The following is a 21,668-nucleotide window of genomic DNA, read 5'->3' as shown; positions in this document are numbered from 1 at the left end:
ACTCACCCGTCCGCCGCTAACGTCATAAGAGCAAGCTCTTAATCAGTCCGCTCGACTTGCATGTATTAGGCACGCCGCCAGCGTTCGTCCTGAGCCAGGATCAAACTCTCCATAAAAGTGTTTGAGTAAGCTCAAATTCGCATTACGCTAGCAATGCAATAAATTAAGGATGAAATTTTCCCTATCGGGTAAATTTCTTTGACGAGATATCATGTATCTCTATTTCGCTTGGCTTTTGTTCAGTTTTCAAAGAACTCATTGTCGTCTCATGGCGACTTTTGTATCTTACCAAAATCAAATTGATAAGTCAACTTGTTTTTGAATTTTCTTAAGTCGTCTTAGCGACAAGAAATAATATACCATCCCTATTTTTTAAATGCAACCCTTTTTCAAAAAAATATTTCCTAATACATCAATATTCTTTTATGTAAGAAAGGACATGAGCTCCAATTCAATAAGAATCTTGACCCATGCCCAATACTAACCTACATCTAAACTAGACTTATCCTTTTATTCTCCCTGCTCACGATGTCTCATCTGCGGGAATAAAAGCACATCTCGAATCGATGGAGAATTCGTTAATAGCATAACTAAGCGGTCAATCCCAATTCCAAGACCTCCCGTTGGTGGCATACCATACTCAAGTGCCTCAACAAAGTCCTCATCCATCATATGAGCTTCGTCATCACCTTGCTCACGTTCCACAAGCTGCTGTTCAAATCGCTCGCGTTGATCAATTGGATCATTCAACTCTGTAAAAGCATTTGCGTGTTCGCGACCAACAATAAATAATTCAAAGCGATCCGTAAAACGTGGGTCTTCCGGGTTTTTCTTTGCTAAAGGAGAGATGGCTAATGGATGTCCATAAATAAAGGTAGGTTGTATTAATTCTTCCTCTACAAATTGTTCAAAGAATTCATTTACAACATGACCATAAGTCATTGTTTCTTTCACATGCACATTATGCTCTTTTGCAATAGCACGAGCTTCTTCGTCGCTCATTTCTTTCCAGAAGTCAACGCCCGTTTTCTCTTTAATTGCATCAACCATGTGAACTCTCTTCCACTTTGGTTCTAAATTCACTTCATATTCCCCGTATTTAACAGTAGTTGTACCGAGAACCTCTCGAGCAATATGGGCTACTAATTCTTCTGTTAATTGCATAATATCTTGGTAATCAGCATAAGCCTCATACAACTCTATCATCGTAAATTCAGGATTATGCCTTGTCGAAACACCTTCATTTCGGAAGACACGACCAATTTCATAAACCTTTTCTAAACCACCAACAATAAGGCGTTTCAAATGTAACTCAATAGCAATACGCATATAAAGCGTCATATCTAGTGCATTGTGATGTGTTACAAATGGACGAGCAGACGCTCCCCCTGCAATGGAATGCATCGTAGGAGTTTCTACTTCTAAATATCCTTTGGAATCCAAATAACGACGCATAGACTGTAAAATACGACTGCGAAGAACAAATGTATCTCTGACTTCAGGGTTTACAATTAGATCAACATAACGTTGGCGATAGCGTTGCTCGATATCCTTAAGACCATGAAACTTATCTGGTAACGGTCTAAGTGACTTTGATAGCAGTTCAAAGTTTGTCACTTTGATAGAAAGCTCTCCTACCTTCGTTTTAAATGCAGTTCCTGTCACACCTACAAGATCACCGATATCAATAGTATTGAACAAATCATATTGCTCATCACCAACTGCATCTTTACGTACATAAATTTGGACTTGTCCTGTTAAGTCTTGGATATGAGCAAAGCCAGCTTTCCCTTTTCCACGCTTCGTCATAATACGTCCAGCAAGTGTTACTTCGTGACCTGCCTCATCAAGATCTTCCTTCGTTTGTTCACCAAACGCCTCAGCCATAGTAGCAGCTGTATGAGAGCGTTCAAATCGGCCACCAAACGGATCTTTTCCTTGTTCTTGTAACTTTGCAAGCTTGTCCCTACGAACCGCTAACTGATCATTCAACTCAAGCTCTTGAGTCATCTACATCATCTCCTCTATCATCAATCATTTTAGCCCATTTTGTCTGTTTTTATATGTAGAAAAACTGCCAGCGTATCACACTGACAGTTTAATAATTACAAACGAATTATAGTGAACTCTATTAGAAAAGTCAAACAGCACTTGATTGTTCAACCATTTGAGCCTCTAGCTCCTCAACAAATGAGTAAAGAGTAGTTGCTACATCGGCTCTTGATTCAAAACTATTAATCTTATCACGAACGCGACCGCCTCCACGCATTCCTTTTAAATACCAGGCTGCATGCTTACGCATTTCACGAACTGCAACATTTTCACCTTTTAATTTAATTAAACGATCTAGGTGAACCATGCACACATCGATTTTTTCACGAGGGCTCGGCTCTTCTGCAAGAGTTCCATTCTCTAAATACTGAATCGTTTGATATAACATCCACGGGTTTCCTAATGCAGCACGACCGATCATCACTCCGTCGACTCCAGTTTCGTCTAACATCCGGCGCGCCTCTTGTGGTGTCGTTACATCGCCATTTCCGATTACAGGAATATTGACCGACTCTTTTACTTCTTTAATGATATTCCAATCGGCTACACCTTCATACATTTGTACGCGTGTACGACCATGTACAGCGACTGCACTACCCCCTGCACGTTCAACTGCACGTGCATTTTCCACAGCATAAATATGATCCGAATCCCACCCAATACGCATTTTTACCGTTACAGGCTTATCAACAGCTTCTACTGTCGCAGCGACCATTTCATAGATTTTGTTCGGATCAAGTAACCACCTTGCACCAGCATCACATTTTGTGATTTTCGGAACTGGACACCCCATATTAATGTCAATAATATCCGCATTCGTATTTTTATCTACGAACTTCGCCGCCTCTACTAGTGTTTCTTTTTCTCCACCGAAAATTTGCAAGCTTAATGGCTTTTCACGTTCATCGACATATAACATGCTTAATGATTTTTGGTTTCCATGAAGGATCGCTTTATCACTAACCATTTCCGCACAAACTAATCCCGCACCAAACTCTTTTGCAATTAAACGGAAAGCAGGATTACAAACACCCGCCATCGGCGCAAGCACTACTTGATTTTTCATTTCAATGTTTCCGATCTTTAACATACCACTCACCTCCTAGAATTGATTGTTGCTTAAAGCAATTGAAACTTTGATATATTTAAAACTCTGGCCATCTGCTCCAACATCGTATCGTTCGGTAGGCGATTCCCACGTTCTACCTCGCCTAACATCGAAACGGACAACCCTACTTGTTTTGCAAATTCTTCTTGCGTATATCCTTTGAGCTTTCGATAGGCTCTGATTTTCTTTCCATAGTTTGTGGATTCCATATCCATACCCCTTCTTTATCCGGTAGTCCATCATATATCTCTTGAATCGTTTGACCAAGATGCTCTGCATAAAGAGTTGGATGAATTTCCTTCAATGGGACGATCACAAATGCTCGTTCCCACATTCTGGGGTGAGGGATCATTAGATTCTCCAACATCATATTCTCTTCGCCAAACAGTAAAATGTCAAGATCTATTGTTCGGGGTCCCCACCTAACATCCCTCTCACGACCACACTGTTGCTCAATCGACTGAGTTACATCCAATAATTCCCTAGCTGATAAAGTCGTTTGTACTTTCACAACCATATTCAAAAAAGACTGTTGATCGACATACCCAACCGGATTTGTTTCATAAATGGATGATCTGGTGATAACACGAATTCCCATTTGATCCTCAAGAAAGGCAATTGCCTTTTCTAAATGATCGGCTCTATTTCCAATATTCGATCCTAAAGCGATATAAACATCTTGGTTCATGAGCGTGACCTCGTAATTTCTACAGCTACAGATTGATAATGACCAGGGATAGGAGGATCTGGTTTAATGACTTTTACTGTACACTCTTCCAGATTAGCGTAAGCACTTAGTAACACATTCGCGATTTTCTCAGCGACAGATTCTAGCAACTTATAAGGCGTGCCTTCCACAATCTCTTTAACACGTTTAAATGCATCACCATAATTAATCGTTTCTTCTAGGTCATCTGTCGCTCCTGCTTTAGCTAAATCAACATGCAAGATTAAATCGACTACGAATCGTTGCCCTAACTTATTTTCCTCTTGAAAGACGCCGTGATAGCCATAAAAAGATAGTTGGTTCATATAAATTTTATCCATAGTGTACATCCCTTTCCATCAAAGCATCCATCATTGTAGCCATTCGTGCCATTTCTTTCACATCATGAACTCGCATAATATGACAACCTTTCATTATCCCGTAACATACGGTTGCACCTGTTCCTTCAACTCTTTCATCCACGGGAAGCTTTAACGTTTTAGCAATGAGCGATTTTCTAGAAGTGCCCAATAATACTTGATAGCCCATATTTACAATATCGTCTAGATGCCTCATCACATCTAAATTCTCTTCATGTGTTTTCGCAAAACCAATGCCAGGATCCAAAATGATCTTATCCTTTTGCACTCCGGCATCTAAGCAAAGAGAGACACTTTCTTCTAGATCTTTTACAACATCTTGCATGAGATTGCTATATGTCGCGTCTTTTCGATTATGCATGAGAACAATCGGAACTTGATAATGAGCTGCTACTTTTGCCATACGAACGTCCCATTTAGCACCCCAGACATCATTGATGATTTTTGCTCCTGCTTCAATGGCTTGCTTTGCTACTTCTGACTTGTATGTATCAACTGAAATGGGTACAGTTATTTCTTTTGCGACCGCTTCAATAATTGGAATCACTCGTTTGATTTCTTCTGCTTCTCCAACTTGAATGGCACCTGGCCTTGTTGACTCCCCGCCAATATCAATGATATCTGCTCCATCATGAACCAGTTGCTTCGCCCGTTCAACAGCACGTTCTACATCTGAATATTTACCGCCGTCAGAAAATGAATCTGGTGTGACATTTAATATTCCCATAATCTTTGTTCGTTCCTGCTCTATTGTTTGACTCATTGGAAACCTCCTTATAATTCTGCTCTACTCCACAGCTGCTTCCGATATCTATGAAATAGCTTTTGAAGTTCTTTTGTGAAGACACGTTCTTTCGTATATTCAAATCCATCAAAAGAGTGGAGTGGAACAACCTCTTGGATTGAATTCGTAATAAAGGCCTCATCCGCATGTTTAACATCAATCGAACGATAAAATCCAATCTCAAACGGAATATTTTTTTCTTTTAAAAACCTTAGAATAAACTGTCTAGTAATTCCATTTAAAATCCCCGTCTCAATACTCGGTGTATAAACAACACCATCTTTTACCCAAAATAAATTGGATACGACTCCTTCTGCTACAAAACCATCCTCTGTTAAAAAAATTCCCTCTACTTTACTATCATCGCCTATTTCTCGTTTAGCCAATACATTATTTAAGTAGTGATGAGATTTTAATCGCGACTTGCCTTCGGGTGTATTTCTTTTCGTCGTTAGCAGTTTCGCTTGTTTTGCATTTGCAAGTACAGAAGGTAATGGTTTTATATAGACGATAATCGTCGGATCGATATATTCACCTGTATACAACCCAAGATCGTGCGGACCTGCAGATACATTCCATCGTACATACGCACTTGTAAGATGATTCGCTTCTAGCAGCTGATTAATGACCTCTAGTATTTCTGCTCGTTCCATTTTCCAACTTATGCCTAACGTCTGTAATCCGTCCTGCAAACGTTGAAAATGGTCATCCAGTAAAAATGGATGACCATCATCAACGCGAAACGTTTCAAATAAACCGAGACCGTACATATATCCATGATCAAAAGCTGAAATCGTAGCCTGTTCTCTGCTTACAATCTGACCATTTACATAGATGAACACGTTGAATTCTCCTTGCCATACGTTTCTATAAAGTTACGAAGTAGTTGCTTGCCCTCTTCTGTCATAATCGATTCAGGATGAAATTGAACACCTTCAATCGGTAAATCACGATGACGGATCGCCATTATCTCCCCCTCACCTGTTTCAGCTGTCACGACAAAACAATCTGGCAACGTTTCTTTTTTTACAATAAGAGAATGATATCTTGTTGCTGTAAGTGGTGTTGGTAACCCTTTAAAAATGGTTTCGTTATTATGTGTAATGTCGGATGTTTTTCCATGCATTAACCGCTCAGCACGAATGACATCTCCTCCAAACACTTGAGCAATGGATTGGTGTCCCAGACACACACCAAATATCGGAATCTTTCCAGCGAAATGCTTAATTGTATCTAAACTAATTCCTGCTTCATTCGGGCTTTTTGGCCCTGGTGATATCATGATGAAATCAGGATTTAATTGCTCTATCTCTTCTAACGTAATTTGGTCGTTGCGACGAACAACTAATTCATGTCCCATTTCCCCTAAATACTGAACAAGGTTGTACGTAAAAGAATCATAATTATCAATCATTAAAATCATTTTTTCTCCTCCTCAGCTCATTCTAACTGTGTCCTTACTCAACTCTTCTTCACTTGCCTCCAACGCATGCCAAAGGGCTCTAGCTTTTTTTAATGACTCTTTATATTCATTCGTTGCAATGGAATCAATGACAATACCAGCACCTGCTTGCACATGGGCCTGACCATCTTTACAAACCATCGTGCGAATCGCAATATTTAGCTCCATATTCTCATCAAAACCAATCCAACCTATAGATCCAGTATAAATGCCTCTTCGAACTGGTTCAAGCTCTTCTATAATTTCCATTGTTCGTACTTTTGGTGCTCCGGTAATCGTACCACCAGGAAACGTCGCACGAATCACATCATACAGGTCGTGTTGATCAGATAATACCCCCTTCACATTGGAAACTATGTGCATCACATGAGAATATTTTTCAATCACCATTAGTTCATCAACTTCAACCGTTCCGTAAGCAGAAACTCTTCCTAGGTCATTTCGCTCCAGATCAACGAGCATAACATGCTCAGCACGTTCCTTTTCATTATTAATTAATGTATTAGCCAATTTCTGATCTTCTTTTTCATCCTTGCCACGTGACCTTGTGCCCGCAATTGGTCTTGTGCTAAGTTCTAATCCATTTTTCTTTACCAATAGTTCGGGTGATGCACTAACGAATTGAAAACCTGGTGTATGCAAGTAGCTCATATACGGAGATGGATTTACTTTGCGCAACGTCTCATAGACGTGGAATGGTTCAGCGTGTAACTGTCTTGATTGTCTAACTGATAAATTCACTTGAAACACGTCACCAGCGGCTATGTATTTCTTTACCTTATCAACAGCTTGACAAAATGCTTCTTCCGAAAGAGACGCCTCTACACGGTTGGAAGGTTGACTCTTCTTCCATTCCTTTTTCAAGCCATTCTCGATACCTTGACTCCACTGTTTTACATACTCAGCTACTTTTTGTTCTAACTGCTCTGCTTCTTCCATTGGTCCGTGCACGATTACCCACATCATAGATGTATCATGATCATATACAAACACTTCGTTAAAAAGCATAAAATACAAATCTGGCAAAGCTAAATCATCCTTACTAACTTCCGGTAATTTTTCGATTTCCCGGACAATATCATATGAAAAATATCCGATCGCCCCACCTTGAAAAGGGGGTAAATCAGGAATTGTCTTATGAGAATAAGGCGCGAGTACTTCCTTTAAACTTTCTAACAATGGACCTTTTTTCGTTTCCGTTTCGTTTTTCCTTTCAACCATTAACGTTTGTCCTTTTCCCGAAATCGTACAAAATGGGTCTAGACCAATAATGTGATAACGGCCTCCTCTTCCACTTTCTAAAAGAACATGTTGAGGCTTATCGGCTGCTAGTTCGCGATAACGCTCGAACCATATATGTTTTTCAAGAGAAAAAGACTTCACTCTCGTTGTCCGATTTTCGGATTTAGCTTGATTCTGTTGCAATGCCTTCACTCCTGTCTCCAATCCTTTTCGTCTATTCTACATGAGAACAGCATAGAGGTAAAAACAAAATGTAGGAGTCTGCTTATTTCATTCGTTACATCCTACTTTTAATGGACCTCTTGTCCCTTTCTTCAATAAAAAAGTGTCCGTTCATATAGCTGCAATAAAAAATATCTCTAATATGGTCATAGCCTTTTTGAGCTAACTCTGATAATAACCACTCTTTTGTCCGGTTAATCACTTTCAAATGGTCATCTTGAATGACTCCATCTTGAATTAACGGCAACGTGAAAACCGAGCTATTATCTTCTTTCCGAAAGATTGATAAATTGCCGGACCTCTCTAATATAGCAAAATCAACCTGTCTAATATCTGATACACCTTTTTCTCTTAGTTGGAAAAGTACATCATCTATGTTGTAACGTTGTTTTCTCATATTTGTTTGATTAATCTTGCCATTTTCAATAATCATGACCGGTCGCCCTTCAATCAGGTCTCTAAACTTCTGGTTTTTCAAGCTAATTGTCGTAAGAGTTACTTGAATGAGAATAAGCAAGAAAATTGGAGCTAATCCCCTTGCCATTGATACTTCTGGATCTTCAATTGCAATAACTGCAAGTTCTGCAATCATAAGAGAAACAATAATATCTAGTAAACTCAACTCTCCTAATTCTTTCTTCCCCATAAACCTAAAGAACGTTAGAATGATGATAAACACGACAACGGTTCGAAGTAAAATAACAATAATTTCACTCACTTTTACGTATGCTCCTTTCATCTTCTAATCAATTCTTAGGTTTCCCCCTCAATATAAATCAATGCAGCTTCAAACAAAAAAGGCTATAGAGTTTGCCTCTATAACCTTTCCACTTTGCATTTAGTCTTCAAATTGATATAAAGGTGTACTTAGGTAACGCTCACCGTTTGAAGGAATGATTGCTACTACTTTTTTACCCGGTCCAAGCTTCTCTGCAAGTTGAAGCGCTGCATAAATAGCTGCACCAGATGAAATTCCACCTAGAATACCTTCTTCACGCGCTGCAGCACGTGCATATTCAAATGCTTGCTCTGTTGATACTTGAATAACAGAGTCATAAATTTCTGTATTTAAGATGCTTGGTACGAATCCAGCACCAATTCCTTGAATTTTGTGCGGTCCAGGATTTCCACCAGATAAAATTGGTGAATCTGCTGGTTCAACTGCTGCAATGTGAAGGTTCGGGAAGTTTTCTTTTAACACTCCACCTGCACCGGTAATCGTACCACCAGTACCGATACCAGATACAAAACCATCAATTTGTCCATCCACTTGCTCAAGAAGCTCTTTTCCTGTTGTATTACGGTGAATCTCAGGATTTGCTTCGTTTTCAAATTGTTGTGGCATAAAGTGACCGTCTTCTTTCGCAAGCTCCGTCGCTTTGCGAATAGCTCCACCCATACCTTCTGGTCCAGGAGTTAACACTAGTTCTGCACCATAAGCACGTAATAAGTTACGACGCTCCATACTCATTGTCTCAGGCATAACAAGTTTTGCTTTGTAACCTTTTGCAGCGGCAACCATCGCAAGACCAATTCCTGTGTTTCCACTTGTAGGCTCAACGATTGTTACGCCTGGCTTCAAATGACCTGCTTTTTCAGCAGCTTCAATCATCGCTAAAGCAATACGGTCTTTAACACTGCTTCCTGGATTCATATACTCTAACTTTAAGTAAACATCAGCATGTTTATCTGATACAAGACGATTTAATTTTACTAACGGTGTTTGGCCGATAAGTTCGGTAACTGAATTTACAACTTTCACGACAACGCCTCCTCAATCCCTAGTAACTTTATTGGTTTTATTAAGATTATAGTATCAGACGTTTTCTGATAAGTCAATCAACATGTTCCAATTTCCCTATTTTTTCTCAAATTAGCTTACGGCATTTCGTTACGCCTGTTCTAGAAGCTCCTTTAATTCATTCTGTGACAGTTTGTATGTTTCATTACAGAAATGACAAACTGTTTCAGCACCTCCATCTTCCTCGATCATAGCTTGGATTTCGTCTTTCCCTAAACTAATAATGGCGTTCTCTACACGTTCTCTAGAACAGTTACATTTAAATTGAATTGGGAGTTTATCAAGTATTTTCACATTGTCATCACCTAGAAGAGCTTGCAGCATTTCTTCTGGCGGCATGCCTGCCTCAACCAATTTGGAAATCGGAGGAATGTTTGAAAGGCGCTTTTCAATTTCTTCTATTACTGCATCATCCGCACCTGGCATTAATTGAATAATGAAACCACCTGCCGCTAATATCGTATTATCCGGATTCACTAACACACCAACGCCTACAGAAGAAGGAGTTTGTTCAGATGAAGCAAAATAGTACGTAAAGTCTTCCCCTAATTCACCTGAAACAAGAGGAACGCTACCTGTAAAGTTTTCTTTTAGCCCTAAATCTTTGACAACAGATAAAAAGCCATCTGTTCCAACAGCACGAGCGACATCTAATTTTCCTTGACTATTTAAATCAAAATGAGTTTGAGGATTTGTTACATATCCTCTTGTCTCTCCTTGGGTATTGGCATCGATAATAATTGCTCCAATGGGACCTTTCCCTTCAATCTTCACCGTTAACTTTGAATCACCTTTTAGCATAGTGGCCATCATCGTACTTGCCATCATGGCACGTCCTAACGCTGCTGATGCCGTCGGCCATGTTCCTTGACGTCGTACCGCTTCGTTTACCATATCCGTAGCAACGAGTGAGTATGCTCTTACTTTCCCTTCAAACCCTGTTGCTTTAATTAAGTAATCTCCCATAATGAATCTCCTTTGTTATGCATTTTTTTCGTAAATCATTTGCAATCCTTTTAATGTGAGAAAAGGCTCTACCACATCAATCGTTTCCGTTTCCGATGCAATTAAGGAAGCCATTCCTCCTGTAGCAATTACCGTTGGCACTTCTTTTGATTGAGTTTTCATCCTATTAACAATTCCGTCAACCTGGCCGACATATCCATAAAATATCCCGGCTTGCATGGCATGTACGGTATTTGTTCCGAGAATTTTCTGCGGCTTTGCAATTTCTATTCTAGGTAGTTTCGAAGCCCGGTTATACAACGCTTCTGTTGAGATTGAAATACCAGGAGAAATAGCTCCCCCCATATATTGACGATCCTCATTAATATAGCAATACGTTGTTGCTGTACCAAAGTCAACGACAATGAGCGGACTTCCATAAAGTTGGATAGCCGCAACAGCATTCACAATTCGATCGGCCCCTACTTCTTTAGGGTTATCATATTTTACGTTTAATCCTGTTTTGATACCTGGGCCAATCACCAATGGTTTTAGACCAAAATACTTCTTACACATAAGTTCTAATGTATACATAATGGGAGGAACGACTGAGGAAATAATAATTCCTTCAATTTCTTTAAACGACAGTGCCTCATGTTCAAATAGACCTTTTAAAGACATAGCCCACTCATCTTCCGTTTTCTGTCTACTAGTAGCAATCCTCCAATGGTATAGTAAGTCTTTTCCCTGATAAACCCCTAACACGATATTGGTATTCCCTACATCTACGACCATAATCATATGTATCACCGCCTAATTCTCTCTATTTTTAAGGCTCCTTTTTTAGTTTGCTCAAAGAAACAGAATCACAGACAAATCATTTAAAATTACCTCATACATTATAAAACAAAGGTACTTAAGATGCTTCTAATTAGACTCATGATCTCAGGTTTCCGATTATTTTAAAAAGAGCTATTCACTTTTTGGAGGTCATCACTATTCAATAAAAAAAGAGGATGCCTAATGACATCCCCTTTCGTATTACTCATCTTTTTTCTTTTCTTCTGTAGAAGGCTCTTCTTGTTTCTTTTCATCTACTTCTTCAGGAGCTTTTTCTTCATCCTTTTTGGAGTTGATGTTTACCTTCATATCAGAATCAGTTTCTTTACCACCATCTAGATACTTGTTTGTATGATGGTTATCTGGCAACTTGCCTTCATTAATTAATGATTTAATTTGGACTGCATCAAGTGTTTCAAGCTTAATCAATGTTTCTGCAACAAGATCTAGACTAGCCTTATTCTCAGTCAAGATTTGTTTACAACGCTCATAACAATCTTTGATGATTTTTTGTACTTCTAAATCAATCTCATGAGCAAAAGCATCACTATAGTTTTGTTCATTTTGAATATCTCGGCCTAAGAATACCTGACCACCAGAATTACCAGACCCAAACTGCATCGGTCCCATCTTTTCACTCATTCCATACTCTGTCACCATTTTACGAGCAATGGATGTTGCTCTCTGGAAATCATTATGAGCCCCTGTACTCACTTCACCAAATTGAACTTCCTCAGCGACACGACCTCCGAGTAGTCCAATGATCTTATCAAGCAATTCAGGTTTTGTCATAAAGTAACGATCTTCCTTTGGAAGCATAACTGCATATCCACCAGCCATCCCCCTAGGAACAATGGTCACCTTATGAACCATATCTGCGCTCTCTAGCTTAACACCAACAACCGTATGTCCAGCTTCGTGCCAAGCAACGATGTTCTTCTCCTTAGGAGAAATAACACGGCTCTTTTTCGCAGGTCCAGCAATCACACGGTCAATTGCTTCTTCAACATGGATCATATTTACTTTAGTCTTATTGTTTCTTGCAGCGATTAATGCAGCCTCGTTTAATAAATTCTCAAGGTCAGCACCAGAGAACCCAGGAGTCCTTTCTGCAATGGCTCGCAAATCAACATCATCATCTAATGGTTTGTTCCGAGCGTGGACTTTCAAGACATCCTCACGGCCATTTACATCTGGACGGTTTACTTGGATTTGACGGTCAAAACGTCCCGGACGTAATAATGCTGGGTCTAAAATATCTGCACGGTTTGTTGCAGCGATAATGATAATTCCTTCATTCGCACTAAAACCATCCATTTCAACTAGCAACTGGTTTAATGTTTGCTCACGTTCGTCGTGGCCTCCACCAAGTCCAGCTCCACGTTGACGACCAACCGCATCAATTTCATCAATGAAGATGATACAAGGAGCATTCTTTTTTGCATTTTCGAATAAATCACGTACACGAGATGCACCGACACCGACAAACATCTCAACGAAATCCGAACCACTAATAGAGAAGAATGGTACGCCTGCTTCACCAGCAACCGCTCGTGCAAGTAATGTTTTACCTGTACCTGGAGGTCCAACAAGAAGAACCCCTTTTGGAATACGTGCTCCAATAGCTGAGAATTTACGTGGGTCTTTTAAGAACTCCACCACCTCAACAAGTTCTTGTTTCTCTTCATCAGCACCAGCAACGTCTTTAAACTTCGCTTTCTTCTTATCATCACTTACAAGCTTTGCCTTACTCTTACCGAAGTTCATTACACGGCCACCGCCGCCTTGAGCTTGGCTTAATAAGAAGAAGAACAAAATAAAGATAATGATAAACGGAATGATCGATGTAAAGAACGTTACCCAACCACTTGTTTCATCAGCAGGCTGAACATCTACATCAAAGCCTCCAGCAGCCTCGGCACCAAATAATAGGTCTGCAGTTTGCTCACTTTGTAACACATAGGTTTCAAAATACTCTCCCTCTTGTTGGTCAGTAAATTGTCCTCGTATTAAGTAAACTTGCCTTACTGGCTTAACAGAAAGCTCACTTACCTGACCTTGCTCAAGTCTTTCCGTGAAATCAGTGAATGTAACACTCTCAACTTGTGCTTGATCCGTACTAAAGACATTTACAATTCCAATAATAACGAGAAAGATAAGTAAGTAAAAAATGGTATTACGGAATATACGATTCATCCTTGACCTCCTCCCACGACAATACAGCTTTGCTTATCGTACCATAATTGTTCTTTTATTCACAAATATTAACTCTGATAAATTTCAGGTTTTAATATTCCTATGTACGGCAGGTTACGATACCTTTCAGCATAATCCAATCCGTATCCAACAACAAACTCATCAGGAACCGTGAATCCAGCTAAGTCTGGAACGAGATCAACCTTTCTTCCATCTGGTTTATCTAAAAGTGTAACGACTTTGACTGATTTCGCTTTCCGATAATGAAAAAGCTTCACAAGATAACTAAGTGTCAACCCACTATCAATAATGTCTTCTAAAATCAGGACATCTCGACCTTCCACCGACGTGTCAAGATCTTTAACAATTTTCACTTCTCCAGATGACACCATTCCAGCACCATAACTAGATACATCCATGAAGTCCATTTCAATATGTGTATCAATTCGTTTTGTTAAATCGCCCATAAACGGCATAGCACCCTTTAGGACTCCGATAACCAATGGAAATTTCCCATCATATTCTTCTGTAATTTGCTTACCTAGTTCCTTACACTTTGCTTGTATTTCTTCCTCAGAAATAAGTATTTCTTTAATTTCATCCCTTATCAAGTCAAACAAACCTCCTACTATTTATCAGGTCCTGCTTCTTCATTTGATCTGAAACATGTTAAAACTAGTCTCTTTTTCGTATCGTGTCCAACATGGCCAACTTTAGACCTGTGTAAAAATGGCACCCATAGAATTTCACCACTACTATCAACAATGATAGGCCACTGGCTTCTTTCATGTAGTGAGATTTTTCGGTCTATAAACAAACGACCTACTTTCTTTGTCCCTTTCATCCCTCTACATGCCATGCGATCACTTGGTTGTTTATTCCGAACAACAAGCGGTTGAGAAATCCCGTCATAATCTAAGACAATTTGGTTGTCCTCTTCAACTATATCCGGTTCTTCTGTCACATATGACTCAATTATCCATGTTGTTGTTGAAATGGTACCAGGAACGGGTAAGGCTTGGACCTTTTCTTCCTTTTTCTTCGCCTGATCCTCTTTTCTAAAATGACACAAATCATACTCTCTCAAAATGGTAATAGCCCCTGGGAAATCCAATCTTGCAGAAGGGTTCATTTGATAAAGCATGTCGAGCACTTGCTCAATATGTATGGACGTAACCAATGGAGAATTTTTCCCGTAAAGATAATTTAATATTAGATGAATCACCCTTCTTTGTAAAGGGACGGCGACCTCTAGAAGAGAGTTCCGAGAAATTGTAACGTTTCGTTCACTTTTTTTCATAATAATATTCGATTGCGCATTATGAGCCATCTTCATTAACAAATCATGATCATCTGTTTCCCATTCTGTTTTTCGCTGCATATGGGTGTGAACTACCGGATTTTCATTTTTGAAGAATGGCAAAACTTCTTGGCGGAAACGATTTCTCGTATAAGTGGACGAGTTATTACTCGAATCGCGTCTAGGATGGATGAACGCTTCTATACAATATTGCTCAATTTCATCTTTCGTTATTCCTAAGAGCGGACGAATGATGGCCCCTTCGCCCATTTGTCGTTTTACAGGGATTCCATATGTATATAACGGCAGGCTACCTCTAGCCATCTTCATTAAAACTGTCTCTACTTGATCGTCTCCGTGGTGACCTGTCGCGACTGCACTGTTGGGATATTGTTGAAGCAATTCTTCAAAAAAACGATATCGTAACTCTCTAGCAGCTACTTGTGTACCTAGATTGTGCTTTGCAGCATAGGCTTTCACATTCACTCTTTTTTGATGAAAAGGAATGCCTCGTTCTTCGCAAAAGCGCTCTACATAATCCGCATCTTCATCAGCCTCCACCCCTCTTAACTGATGATGAACATGACAAGCTGCTACTTTAATTTCATACTTATCTCTCATGATCCAAAGATAGTGGAGAAGTGCCATCGAGTCTGGTCCACCAGAAACAGCTACTATTATGAGGTTGTACGGTTGTAAAAGCTGGTGGCGATTCATAAACTTATGGACGTCTTGCTTCATAACGTTGTCCAATCCCTCCTTTTCCAATTGAAAAGATGGACAAGGCAAAAACCAGTCCCGCTGCAATGGCTCCTGCTCGGAGCATCGTCTCGATTCCTAGCTGCAATCCACTTAAATAATCCCCGTCAACAAAAGCCAACATTGTAAAATAAGCTCGACTCCCTGGAACGAGCGGGATAATGGCTGGAATACTAAAAGTTGTAACCGGGACACGAAATCTTTTTGCTAATAAATGAGCAACGGTAGCACATAGTAACGAGGCGACTGCAGTCGCAAAAATGTCAGACATCCCGTACTTAGGTAATGTCGAGTAAATATACCAAGCTAACGCACCAATTGCTCCACCAATCCACAATACTCGCTTAGGGACATTAAAAATAACTCCAAAGGCAACTGTAGCAAAAAAACAAAAAAGTAGTTCAATAATCATGGTTTTCCTCCTGAACTCATCTCTATAAAAATAGAGCAATCGCTAACGCAATTCCGGTTGCAATGGAAAGGGCTGTGATAACGGCTTCTGCCCCTCGACTCACACCAGCTATTAGATCTCCTGACATTAAATCCCGAACCGCATTCGTTAAAGGGATTCCAGGAACTAAAGGCATAAGCGTTCCGATGATAACTTGGTCAAGGTTCTCTCCAAGTCCTAATAGAACGAGAAAAATAGCAACAGCCCCTCCTAAAAATGCAGACATGAATTCAGCAAAAAACTTCACCTTTGTATAATCTTGAATCAGTACAATGCACCAACTAGCAACGAAACCAGCAATAAAAGCTGGTACTGTGTCATACAAATTCCCTCCAAACAAATAGGAAAAAGCACCACCAGCAATTCCAGAAGAAAAATGCAAAAGTAACGGAGAATAATTCATCGGTGCTTTTGCTATATCTTCAAGTTTTTTCAATGCCTCTTCATCGGTAATGGTTCGACTAACGAATTCTCTCGACACTTGGTTCACGAGAGTCACTTTGTTCAAATCTTGCAACCTGTCGTCGACACGAATCATTTGCATCATGTCCCCTTTGCCTTCCTCTTCAAAAGACAAAAAGATTCCTGTAGTCGTCACAAAGCTATGAACATTTTTAAACTGAGCTGACTTAGCCATTCGCTCCAATGTTTCTTCTACTCGATACGTTTCTGCGCCATATGTAAGCATAATTTCACCGGCTAGCAAACATATATCCATCATACGATCGGCGTTCATGTCATTTCTCCTTTTTTGCACCTACATCATTTGTCCAAATAAGTATAGGATATATGCTAATAGAAGAAAAGAGGAAAGCAGGAAGATTTCAATAAAGTAAGATGATTTCTTCTCTTTTTTCAATTTATTGGACTTTCGGGATGATTTCGTTTGTTTCTGTACATTTTTCTTAGTCTTCTCCTTCACTGGAATATGCTTGTAACTCGTACTTTTTGATACAGCCTTTACCATATCTTTTCTCATTTCAACGGCATCAGTATACTTCCCTTGTAACGCTTTTAAAATAACGTCTTTGTATGGCAATAATAATGCTTTTTCCTCGATTCTCTGTTTAAGAAACAGAAGTGGCTTTTCACCTTGTTTCTCAAATCGTCTTGGATACGCACAATTAATCATCATCATCGCAACAGCAAACAAATCATAACTTGGCTCCGCCTTCCTTGAGCCTTGTGCCCAGTATCCTCGATCGTAAAATTCGGTATACTCTTTAATCGAACGACCAATCAATGTCGTCCCTCCTACATCAATCCACCTAATTCTAGCAGGCGGACCTACAACTAAGACATTATCAGGCTTCAAATCTCCAAAAACCCAACCTGCTGTATGGAGCCTATCTAAGTCACCAAGGAGCTGAATCATTAAAATGCCTAACCACTCGGCTCCTTTGTTTTGCATATACTCCGTTAATTCAGTTCCTTTCAAGTACTCCATAACATAAAAAGGGAACGTTCCCTCTGGAGTCACCAAATCATCCACATCTAGCAAAGAAGGTCCAAGAATTTGTCCTTGAACCTTCGAGAAATGTTTTAATACATTAACCTCTGATGTAATGGACATGCTATCCATACCAACTTTTAAAGCAACGCGACCTTGCGCTGATTCAGCTAAATAGACTGACCCTGTAGCTCCTGCGCCTAGAGGCCTAATAATTTGATAAGGGTGACTATGCCACTTCCCTACAATCTTCGTTCCTGATTGTAACTTACATGCCTGATTCTTCGAGTAGCTGTTCTTCATCACCAGCCATCAAACTCCTTCTTGAGCCTGACTTCGTAAACTTCTGAAGTGCAACTTGTAGGGCAGGACCAGTTGGCGTTACTCCACCAGAAGAAAGCTTTTGGAACATTCCTGAGAGTGAATTAAGTTGCGGCGACCAATCGAGCAACTTATCAATGTCTTTTTTCTTCCCGGGAAATGAATAAAGGGCAAAACGATTTGCTCCCATTCTAGATGTAAGACTAATAGATAAATCGGTTAATGCCTCTTGCACCATTGGTAATTTATTTTTCATACTTGCACTTGTATCTACTAGAATTAACACATCCAAATTCATCGTTTCTCCAAGTTCATCTACTACTTCCATCACTTGCCCTCTTTTGGCCGGTGATAAATCTTCCATTTCCTGATTTCCACCTAGTATTTGAGATAACTCTTTATTAACAACCCCATGAATCGTTTGAGTCATTGCTTTTCTTGTTACCATTTGAACCGTTTGTGCTAACTGCTTCGCATAAACAACCTGACTTACCCCACCACCAGCCATAGCAATAGCTTCCACTTCTTGTATACCTTGTTCATTTAAATGATTCCCATCGACTACCCCAATAACATTCACCGTAATTCCTTGTTCTCTTGCAAGCGCAGCGATAGCAATCGGGTCCTCACCTTGATTTGAATGACCATCCGTTAATAACAAAATTTGTTTTAAAGTACCTTTACTCAATTTGCATCCCCTCCAAAGTAGTTGGATGTTACCATCATTCACTAGCCTTAGAGGTTTTATACGTTCCCAGGAACTTTGTCGAAGAGTTTTCAAAAAAGGAACGTTCTTCCCCTTTTTTGAAAACTCTTTCAATGAGCGGAGCCGCCGTTTTCTTTTCAGCCTAAAGGAGCGTTCTTCTCCTTTAGGCGTACGGCGCGCGGAGCCATTGCCAACAACTCGAGGGTTCCTACTAACTTCTCAAGAAAGGACGTTCTTCCCCTTTTTTGAAAACTCTCTAACTTCTCAAGAAACGACTACCTTCTCTTTTTAAAAACTCGGTAAGCTCTAGTTGTACAATGATGAAACTAATTTTATAAATAAGTAAGGCGAGAGCTTTTAACTCCCACCTTAAAAGTGTGAAGCATTCAATTTCGCCAGATGACCCTCCTACTCTTTTCTTTACGATGACGCTAATTTCTTTTTCCCTCTCTTCTTCACTAATTTCGGAGACTTATATAATGGAATCGCTGACCATTTTGGTGTATTTCGTTTAATTTTTGCCACGATTACGGTCATATCATCATCAATGCTTCCTTGTCCATCTCGTATAATTTTTTCCAGAATGATATCCGCCACCTCTTGAGGATCATCCGTTTGCAACTCGCTCAAAAGACGCTTCATCCACATTTCTTTGTTTTCAACATGCCTTGGTGCATCGTAAATTCCGTCACTCATCATAACAAGGAGATCTCCAGCCTTTAATTGTTCACTAACCACATCAACGTCAAACTCTTGAATCATGCCCATCGGAAGATTACTCGCTTCCACTTTCATCACATGATTTGCGCGTTTAATGAAACTAGGAATAGAACCAATCTTTAAAAACCTTGTTGTTGCATCTTGTAAATCAATCATCGCTAAATCTAAAGTAGAGAAGATCTCATCTGTTGTTCGTAATGACAAAACAGAGTTAACAGATTTAATAGCTACCGTTTCCTCTATCCCTGATTGAAGAACTTTTTGCAACAGTTGCAACGTCTCATTGCTCTCTAAATGAGCTCGTTCCCCGTTGCCCATCCCGTCGCTTATCGCAATTGCATATTTTCCAGATCCTAGTTCGATTGTCGAGTAGCAATCACCAGATACCCAAGCCCCTCCTTTTGCCACATGTGCCACTCCTGTATCAACAACAAACTGTTTAGCTGAACCAAATGAAACATGACTATACCCATTCGGATAAAATCCATTCTCCTCTTTTTTAACAATAACGGTTTCACTCAATAAATCAGAAAGAATAGGTGCAATGATTTTCTCACATTGACCATGACCATTATCATTTGAAATACTCATTTCAATTTCAAGATTTCCTTTTTCAAGACTATAAATATCTATATGGCCAATTTCTAATCCTACTTCACGAAGAGCATCTAGCATCTGCTCTTCTTGATAATGGTGGGCTTCCTTCTCTTTTTGAATTTCTTTTGCAAAATCCCCCATTACACGAGAAACGCCTAATAGTTGATCAGCAACTAACCTACGACTTTCCATTACTTGACGTTTTAACTTTTGATTGGCTTGATATTGTCCGTGTTCATGTCTGACTGCTTGTATGACCTTCTCTGGTTTAATACATTCCTTCTTCCAATCTTTCATAAACACTTGATCTCGTATTTCACCATATTCTTCTGTTTCTGTCATAATTTTTTGCATAGAATCATATGTTTTATTAAAGTTCTTTACCCAACACTTTTCCTTTTTAAAACACGTTTGGCACGTTTTTTCTGTCACATTACTTAAAAAGTAATCCACTTCTCGCTCTTCATCTTCTGCGTTAGACATTTGAGCCGGAGTTTGAAAACTATTTGATAATGTTTGAAACAACGTAGAGAATTGTTCTACTCTTCCTGCTGTTAAATCTCTTATTTTACGTAAGTATTGCTGTTGTTCTTTCGAGTGTTCCACTGTCCCTGGAATATATCTCGCTAAACTAGTAAATACACTCCTTGGAGTTAAAAAGAAGACGAGAATTGCTAGCATCGATTCCATTAAAGTGACAGACACTTGCGTAGCTCCTTCGCCGTACAAACCTATTAACAGTGTTCCAACGAGAAGCCCGATCCCTACACCTACTTTTTTGCCTTCTTTTAAAAGGCCACCTAACAAACCAGCAAATGCAAGCAAACTCATTTGATAGAGACTAGCAACACTAGCTAAACTTAGGATCAATCCTGTTACAACACCTACGGTAGAACCAATCGCAGCCCCACCCACAAACGCAAAGGCAAGAACTAAATACCTAGCAAGGACATGCTCAACGGTCATATCATAAATAATCCAACCGACCGTACCTGTCATAACAGAGGCAAGCAAAATAATTAAACAAACAATTTCTTCATTTCTAAGAGGCTGCTTCAATTTTCGAGAAGTAACAATTGGCACACTTTGAAGAAAAATCATCGTTAAGATAAAACTTAATCCAGCTTCAACTGTTGCCATCATTAGCGCATAATTTGAAATCGTCCCTTCTGTAAATAAGACAATCCCTAAACGAGTTAACATACTAGCACCAAAAACTGTGTAAGGAAGCGCTTTGGTTACATCCTTGGCATATTTTGTGACTACCTTTTGGATGAGAATATAGGCAATAATTGCTAAAACAACAAAAGCAACCTGTCCATGGTAGCCTGTCATTGCCCCTGCGATTAATGAAAAAGCAGCAATAGGCGCACGATCACGCTTTAACATATAAATAGCTGCTAAAAAGGGCAACACAAACGGTGTTAGTTCCGCTAGTATCATCGCTCTTCCTAATAGAAAACCAACAATAGCAATCATCAAACCGTATTGATAAAAAGCAGCCTTTGTCCCAGAAGTAATCTTCCCCGCTACTCCTTTTGCCATGCTTGTCCACTTAGTCCGTATTGACCTTCCTTCTTCAGCGGGTTCCGTCCATTCCTTTGCCAACTTCTGAATCATCAACAT

General features: G+C 39.6%; 21 protein-coding genes and 1 rRNA gene. All 22 read right to left on the bottom strand.

The window, feature by feature from the left end:
• Window positions 1-116: ribosomal RNA gene (locus tag N0O92_RS20990) — 16S ribosomal RNA — on the bottom strand; the annotation flags it as partial.
• Between the two features lie 394 nt (window positions 117-510).
• Entirely contained in the window at window positions 511-2,010 is a 1,500-nt protein-coding gene (gene lysS / locus N0O92_RS20985; protein WP_315616675.1) for a lysine--tRNA ligase, read from the bottom strand.
• A gap of 130 nt (window positions 2,011-2,140) precedes the next feature.
• The gene (gene dusB / locus N0O92_RS20980) at window positions 2,141-3,142 is read right to left on the bottom strand and encodes a tRNA dihydrouridine synthase DusB (protein ID WP_315616674.1); all 1,002 of its coding nucleotides are present in this window, start codon (window positions 3,140-3,142) and stop codon (window positions 2,141-2,143) included.
• Between the two features lie 29 nt (window positions 3,143-3,171).
• Window positions 3,172-3,369, bottom strand: coding sequence for a helix-turn-helix domain-containing protein (locus N0O92_RS20975; RefSeq protein WP_315616673.1), 198 nt, complete (start codon window positions 3,367-3,369; stop codon window positions 3,172-3,174).
• Entirely contained in the window at window positions 3,285-3,848 is a 564-nt protein-coding gene (folK, locus tag N0O92_RS20970; RefSeq protein ID WP_315616671.1) for a 2-amino-4-hydroxy-6-hydroxymethyldihydropteridine diphosphokinase, read from the bottom strand. Before folK ends, N0O92_RS20975 begins: the two co-directional genes overlap by 85 nt.
• On the bottom strand, window positions 3,845-4,207 hold the full coding sequence (folB, locus tag N0O92_RS20965) for a dihydroneopterin aldolase (RefSeq protein ID WP_315616669.1): 363 nt from the start codon (window positions 4,205-4,207) through the stop codon (window positions 3,845-3,847). Before folB ends, folK begins: the two co-directional genes overlap by 4 nt.
• Window positions 4,200-5,009 carry a dihydropteroate synthase gene (folP, locus tag N0O92_RS20960; RefSeq protein WP_315616667.1) on the bottom strand — a complete coding sequence of 270 codons (810 nt, stop codon included), beginning with the start codon at window positions 5,007-5,009 and terminating at the stop codon, window positions 4,200-4,202. The genes folB and folP overlap by 8 nt, the downstream gene beginning before the upstream one ends.
• An 11-nt stretch (window positions 5,010-5,020) precedes the next feature.
• A complete protein-coding gene (gene pabC, locus N0O92_RS20955; RefSeq protein ID WP_315616665.1) occupies window positions 5,021-5,872 on the bottom strand; it encodes an aminodeoxychorismate lyase in 852 nt (283 codons plus the stop codon).
• The gene (gene pabA / locus N0O92_RS20950) at window positions 5,857-6,453 is read right to left on the bottom strand and encodes an aminodeoxychorismate/anthranilate synthase component II (protein WP_315616663.1); all 597 of its coding nucleotides are present in this window, start codon (window positions 6,451-6,453) and stop codon (window positions 5,857-5,859) included. Before pabA ends, pabC begins: the two co-directional genes overlap by 16 nt.
• Window positions 6,454-6,465: 12 nt before the next feature.
• Entirely contained in the window at window positions 6,466-7,917 is a 1,452-nt protein-coding gene (gene pabB / locus N0O92_RS20945) for an aminodeoxychorismate synthase, component I (RefSeq protein WP_315616661.1), read from the bottom strand.
• Window positions 7,918-8,011: 94 nt separating this feature from the next.
• Entirely contained in the window at window positions 8,012-8,674 is a 663-nt protein-coding gene (locus N0O92_RS20940) for a DUF421 domain-containing protein (RefSeq protein ID WP_315616659.1), read from the bottom strand.
• 120 nt (window positions 8,675-8,794) lie between these two features.
• Window positions 8,795-9,718, bottom strand: a complete 924-nt coding sequence (cysK, locus tag N0O92_RS20935; RefSeq protein WP_315616657.1) for a cysteine synthase A — start codon at window positions 9,716-9,718, stop codon at window positions 8,795-8,797.
• Between the two features lie 129 nt (window positions 9,719-9,847).
• The gene (gene hslO / locus N0O92_RS20930; protein WP_315616655.1) at window positions 9,848-10,723 is read right to left on the bottom strand and encodes an Hsp33 family molecular chaperone HslO; all 876 of its coding nucleotides are present in this window, start codon (window positions 10,721-10,723) and stop codon (window positions 9,848-9,850) included.
• A gap of 15 nt (window positions 10,724-10,738) precedes the next feature.
• On the bottom strand, window positions 10,739-11,503 hold the full coding sequence (locus N0O92_RS20925) for a type III pantothenate kinase (protein ID WP_315616653.1): 765 nt from the start codon (window positions 11,501-11,503) through the stop codon (window positions 10,739-10,741).
• Window positions 11,504-11,743: 240 nt separating this feature from the next.
• Window positions 11,744-13,738 (bottom strand): ATP-dependent zinc metalloprotease FtsH, encoded by a 1,995-nt coding sequence (gene ftsH, locus N0O92_RS20920; RefSeq protein ID WP_315616651.1) that lies wholly within the window; start codon window positions 13,736-13,738, stop codon window positions 11,744-11,746.
• 68 nt (window positions 13,739-13,806) lie between these two features.
• The gene (hpt, locus tag N0O92_RS20915) at window positions 13,807-14,346 is read right to left on the bottom strand and encodes a hypoxanthine phosphoribosyltransferase (protein ID WP_315616679.1); all 540 of its coding nucleotides are present in this window, start codon (window positions 14,344-14,346) and stop codon (window positions 13,807-13,809) included.
• Between the two features lie 20 nt (window positions 14,347-14,366).
• Window positions 14,367-15,779: a tRNA lysidine(34) synthetase TilS gene (tilS, locus tag N0O92_RS20910; RefSeq protein WP_315616649.1), complete on the bottom strand. Its 1,413-nt coding sequence runs from the start codon at window positions 15,777-15,779 to the stop codon at window positions 14,367-14,369.
• Complete coding sequence (locus N0O92_RS20905; RefSeq protein ID WP_315616647.1) at window positions 15,760-16,209, bottom strand: threonine/serine exporter family protein; 450 nt, start codon at window positions 16,207-16,209, stop codon at window positions 15,760-15,762. The genes tilS and N0O92_RS20905 overlap by 20 nt, the downstream gene beginning before the upstream one ends.
• Window positions 16,210-16,231: 22 nt before the next feature.
• Window positions 16,232-16,984, bottom strand: a complete 753-nt coding sequence (locus N0O92_RS20900; RefSeq protein ID WP_315616645.1) for a threonine/serine exporter family protein — start codon at window positions 16,982-16,984, stop codon at window positions 16,232-16,234.
• Window positions 16,985-17,005: 21 nt separating this feature from the next.
• On the bottom strand, window positions 17,006-18,001 hold the full coding sequence (locus tag N0O92_RS20895) for a serine/threonine protein kinase (RefSeq protein WP_315616677.1): 996 nt from the start codon (window positions 17,999-18,001) through the stop codon (window positions 17,006-17,008).
• A complete protein-coding gene (locus tag N0O92_RS20890; RefSeq protein ID WP_315616643.1) occupies window positions 17,967-18,707 on the bottom strand; it encodes a VWA domain-containing protein in 741 nt (246 codons plus the stop codon). Before N0O92_RS20890 ends, N0O92_RS20895 begins: the two co-directional genes overlap by 35 nt.
• Before the next feature lie 438 nt (window positions 18,708-19,145).
• A complete protein-coding gene (gene spoIIE, locus N0O92_RS20885; protein WP_315616641.1) occupies window positions 19,146-21,662 on the bottom strand; it encodes a stage II sporulation protein E in 2,517 nt (838 codons plus the stop codon).
• Window positions 21,663-21,668 lie beyond the last annotated feature (6 nt).

Source organism: Alkalihalobacillus sp. MEB130 (assembly GCF_032335535.1).
Taxonomy (GTDB): Bacteria; Bacillota; Bacilli; order Bacillales; family Bacillaceae_D; genus Halalkalibacter.
Note: the sequence above shows the minus strand (reverse complement) of the source record. Positions and strands in the feature narration are given on the sequence as shown.

Bases quoted from the DNA above. Each gene is read 5' to 3' on its own strand.
- dusB (WP_315616674.1), bottom strand. From the start codon at position 3,142: ATGTTAAAGATCGGAAACATTGAAATGAAAAATCAAGTAGTGCTTGCG.
- pabA (WP_315616663.1), bottom strand. From the start codon at position 6,453: ATGATTTTAATGATTGATAATTATGATTCTTTTACGTACAACCTTGTT.
- spoIIE (WP_315616641.1), bottom strand. From the start codon at position 21,662: ATGATTCAGAAGTTGGCAAAGGAATGGACGGAACCCGCTGAAGAAGGA.
- folK (WP_315616671.1), bottom strand. From the start codon at position 3,848: ATGAACCAAGATGTTTATATCGCTTTAGGATCGAATATTGGAAATAGA.
- tilS (WP_315616649.1), bottom strand. From the start codon at position 15,779: ATGAAGCAAGACGTCCATAAGTTTATGAATCGCCACCAGCTTTTACAA.
- N0O92_RS20905 (WP_315616647.1), bottom strand. From the start codon at position 16,209: ATGATTATTGAACTACTTTTTTGTTTTTTTGCTACAGTTGCCTTTGGA.
- hslO (WP_315616655.1), bottom strand. From the start codon at position 10,723: ATGGGAGATTACTTAATTAAAGCAACAGGGTTTGAAGGGAAAGTAAGA.
- N0O92_RS20925 (WP_315616653.1), bottom strand. From the start codon at position 11,503: ATGATTATGGTCGTAGATGTAGGGAATACCAATATCGTGTTAGGGGTT.
- ftsH (WP_315616651.1), bottom strand. From the start codon at position 13,738: ATGAATCGTATATTCCGTAATACCATTTTTTACTTACTTATCTTTCTC.
- folB (WP_315616669.1), bottom strand. From the start codon at position 4,207: ATGGATAAAATTTATATGAACCAACTATCTTTTTATGGCTATCACGGC.
- folP (WP_315616667.1), bottom strand. From the start codon at position 5,009: ATGAGTCAAACAATAGAGCAGGAACGAACAAAGATTATGGGAATATTA.
- N0O92_RS20895 (WP_315616677.1), bottom strand. From the start codon at position 18,001: ATGAAGAACAGCTACTCGAAGAATCAGGCATGTAAGTTACAATCAGGA.
- lysS (WP_315616675.1), bottom strand. From the start codon at position 2,010: ATGACTCAAGAGCTTGAGTTGAATGATCAGTTAGCGGTTCGTAGGGAC.
- N0O92_RS20900 (WP_315616645.1), bottom strand. From the start codon at position 16,984: ATGAACGCCGATCGTATGATGGATATATGTTTGCTAGCCGGTGAAATT.
- N0O92_RS20975 (WP_315616673.1), bottom strand. From the start codon at position 3,369: ATGGAATCCACAAACTATGGAAAGAAAATCAGAGCCTATCGAAAGCTC.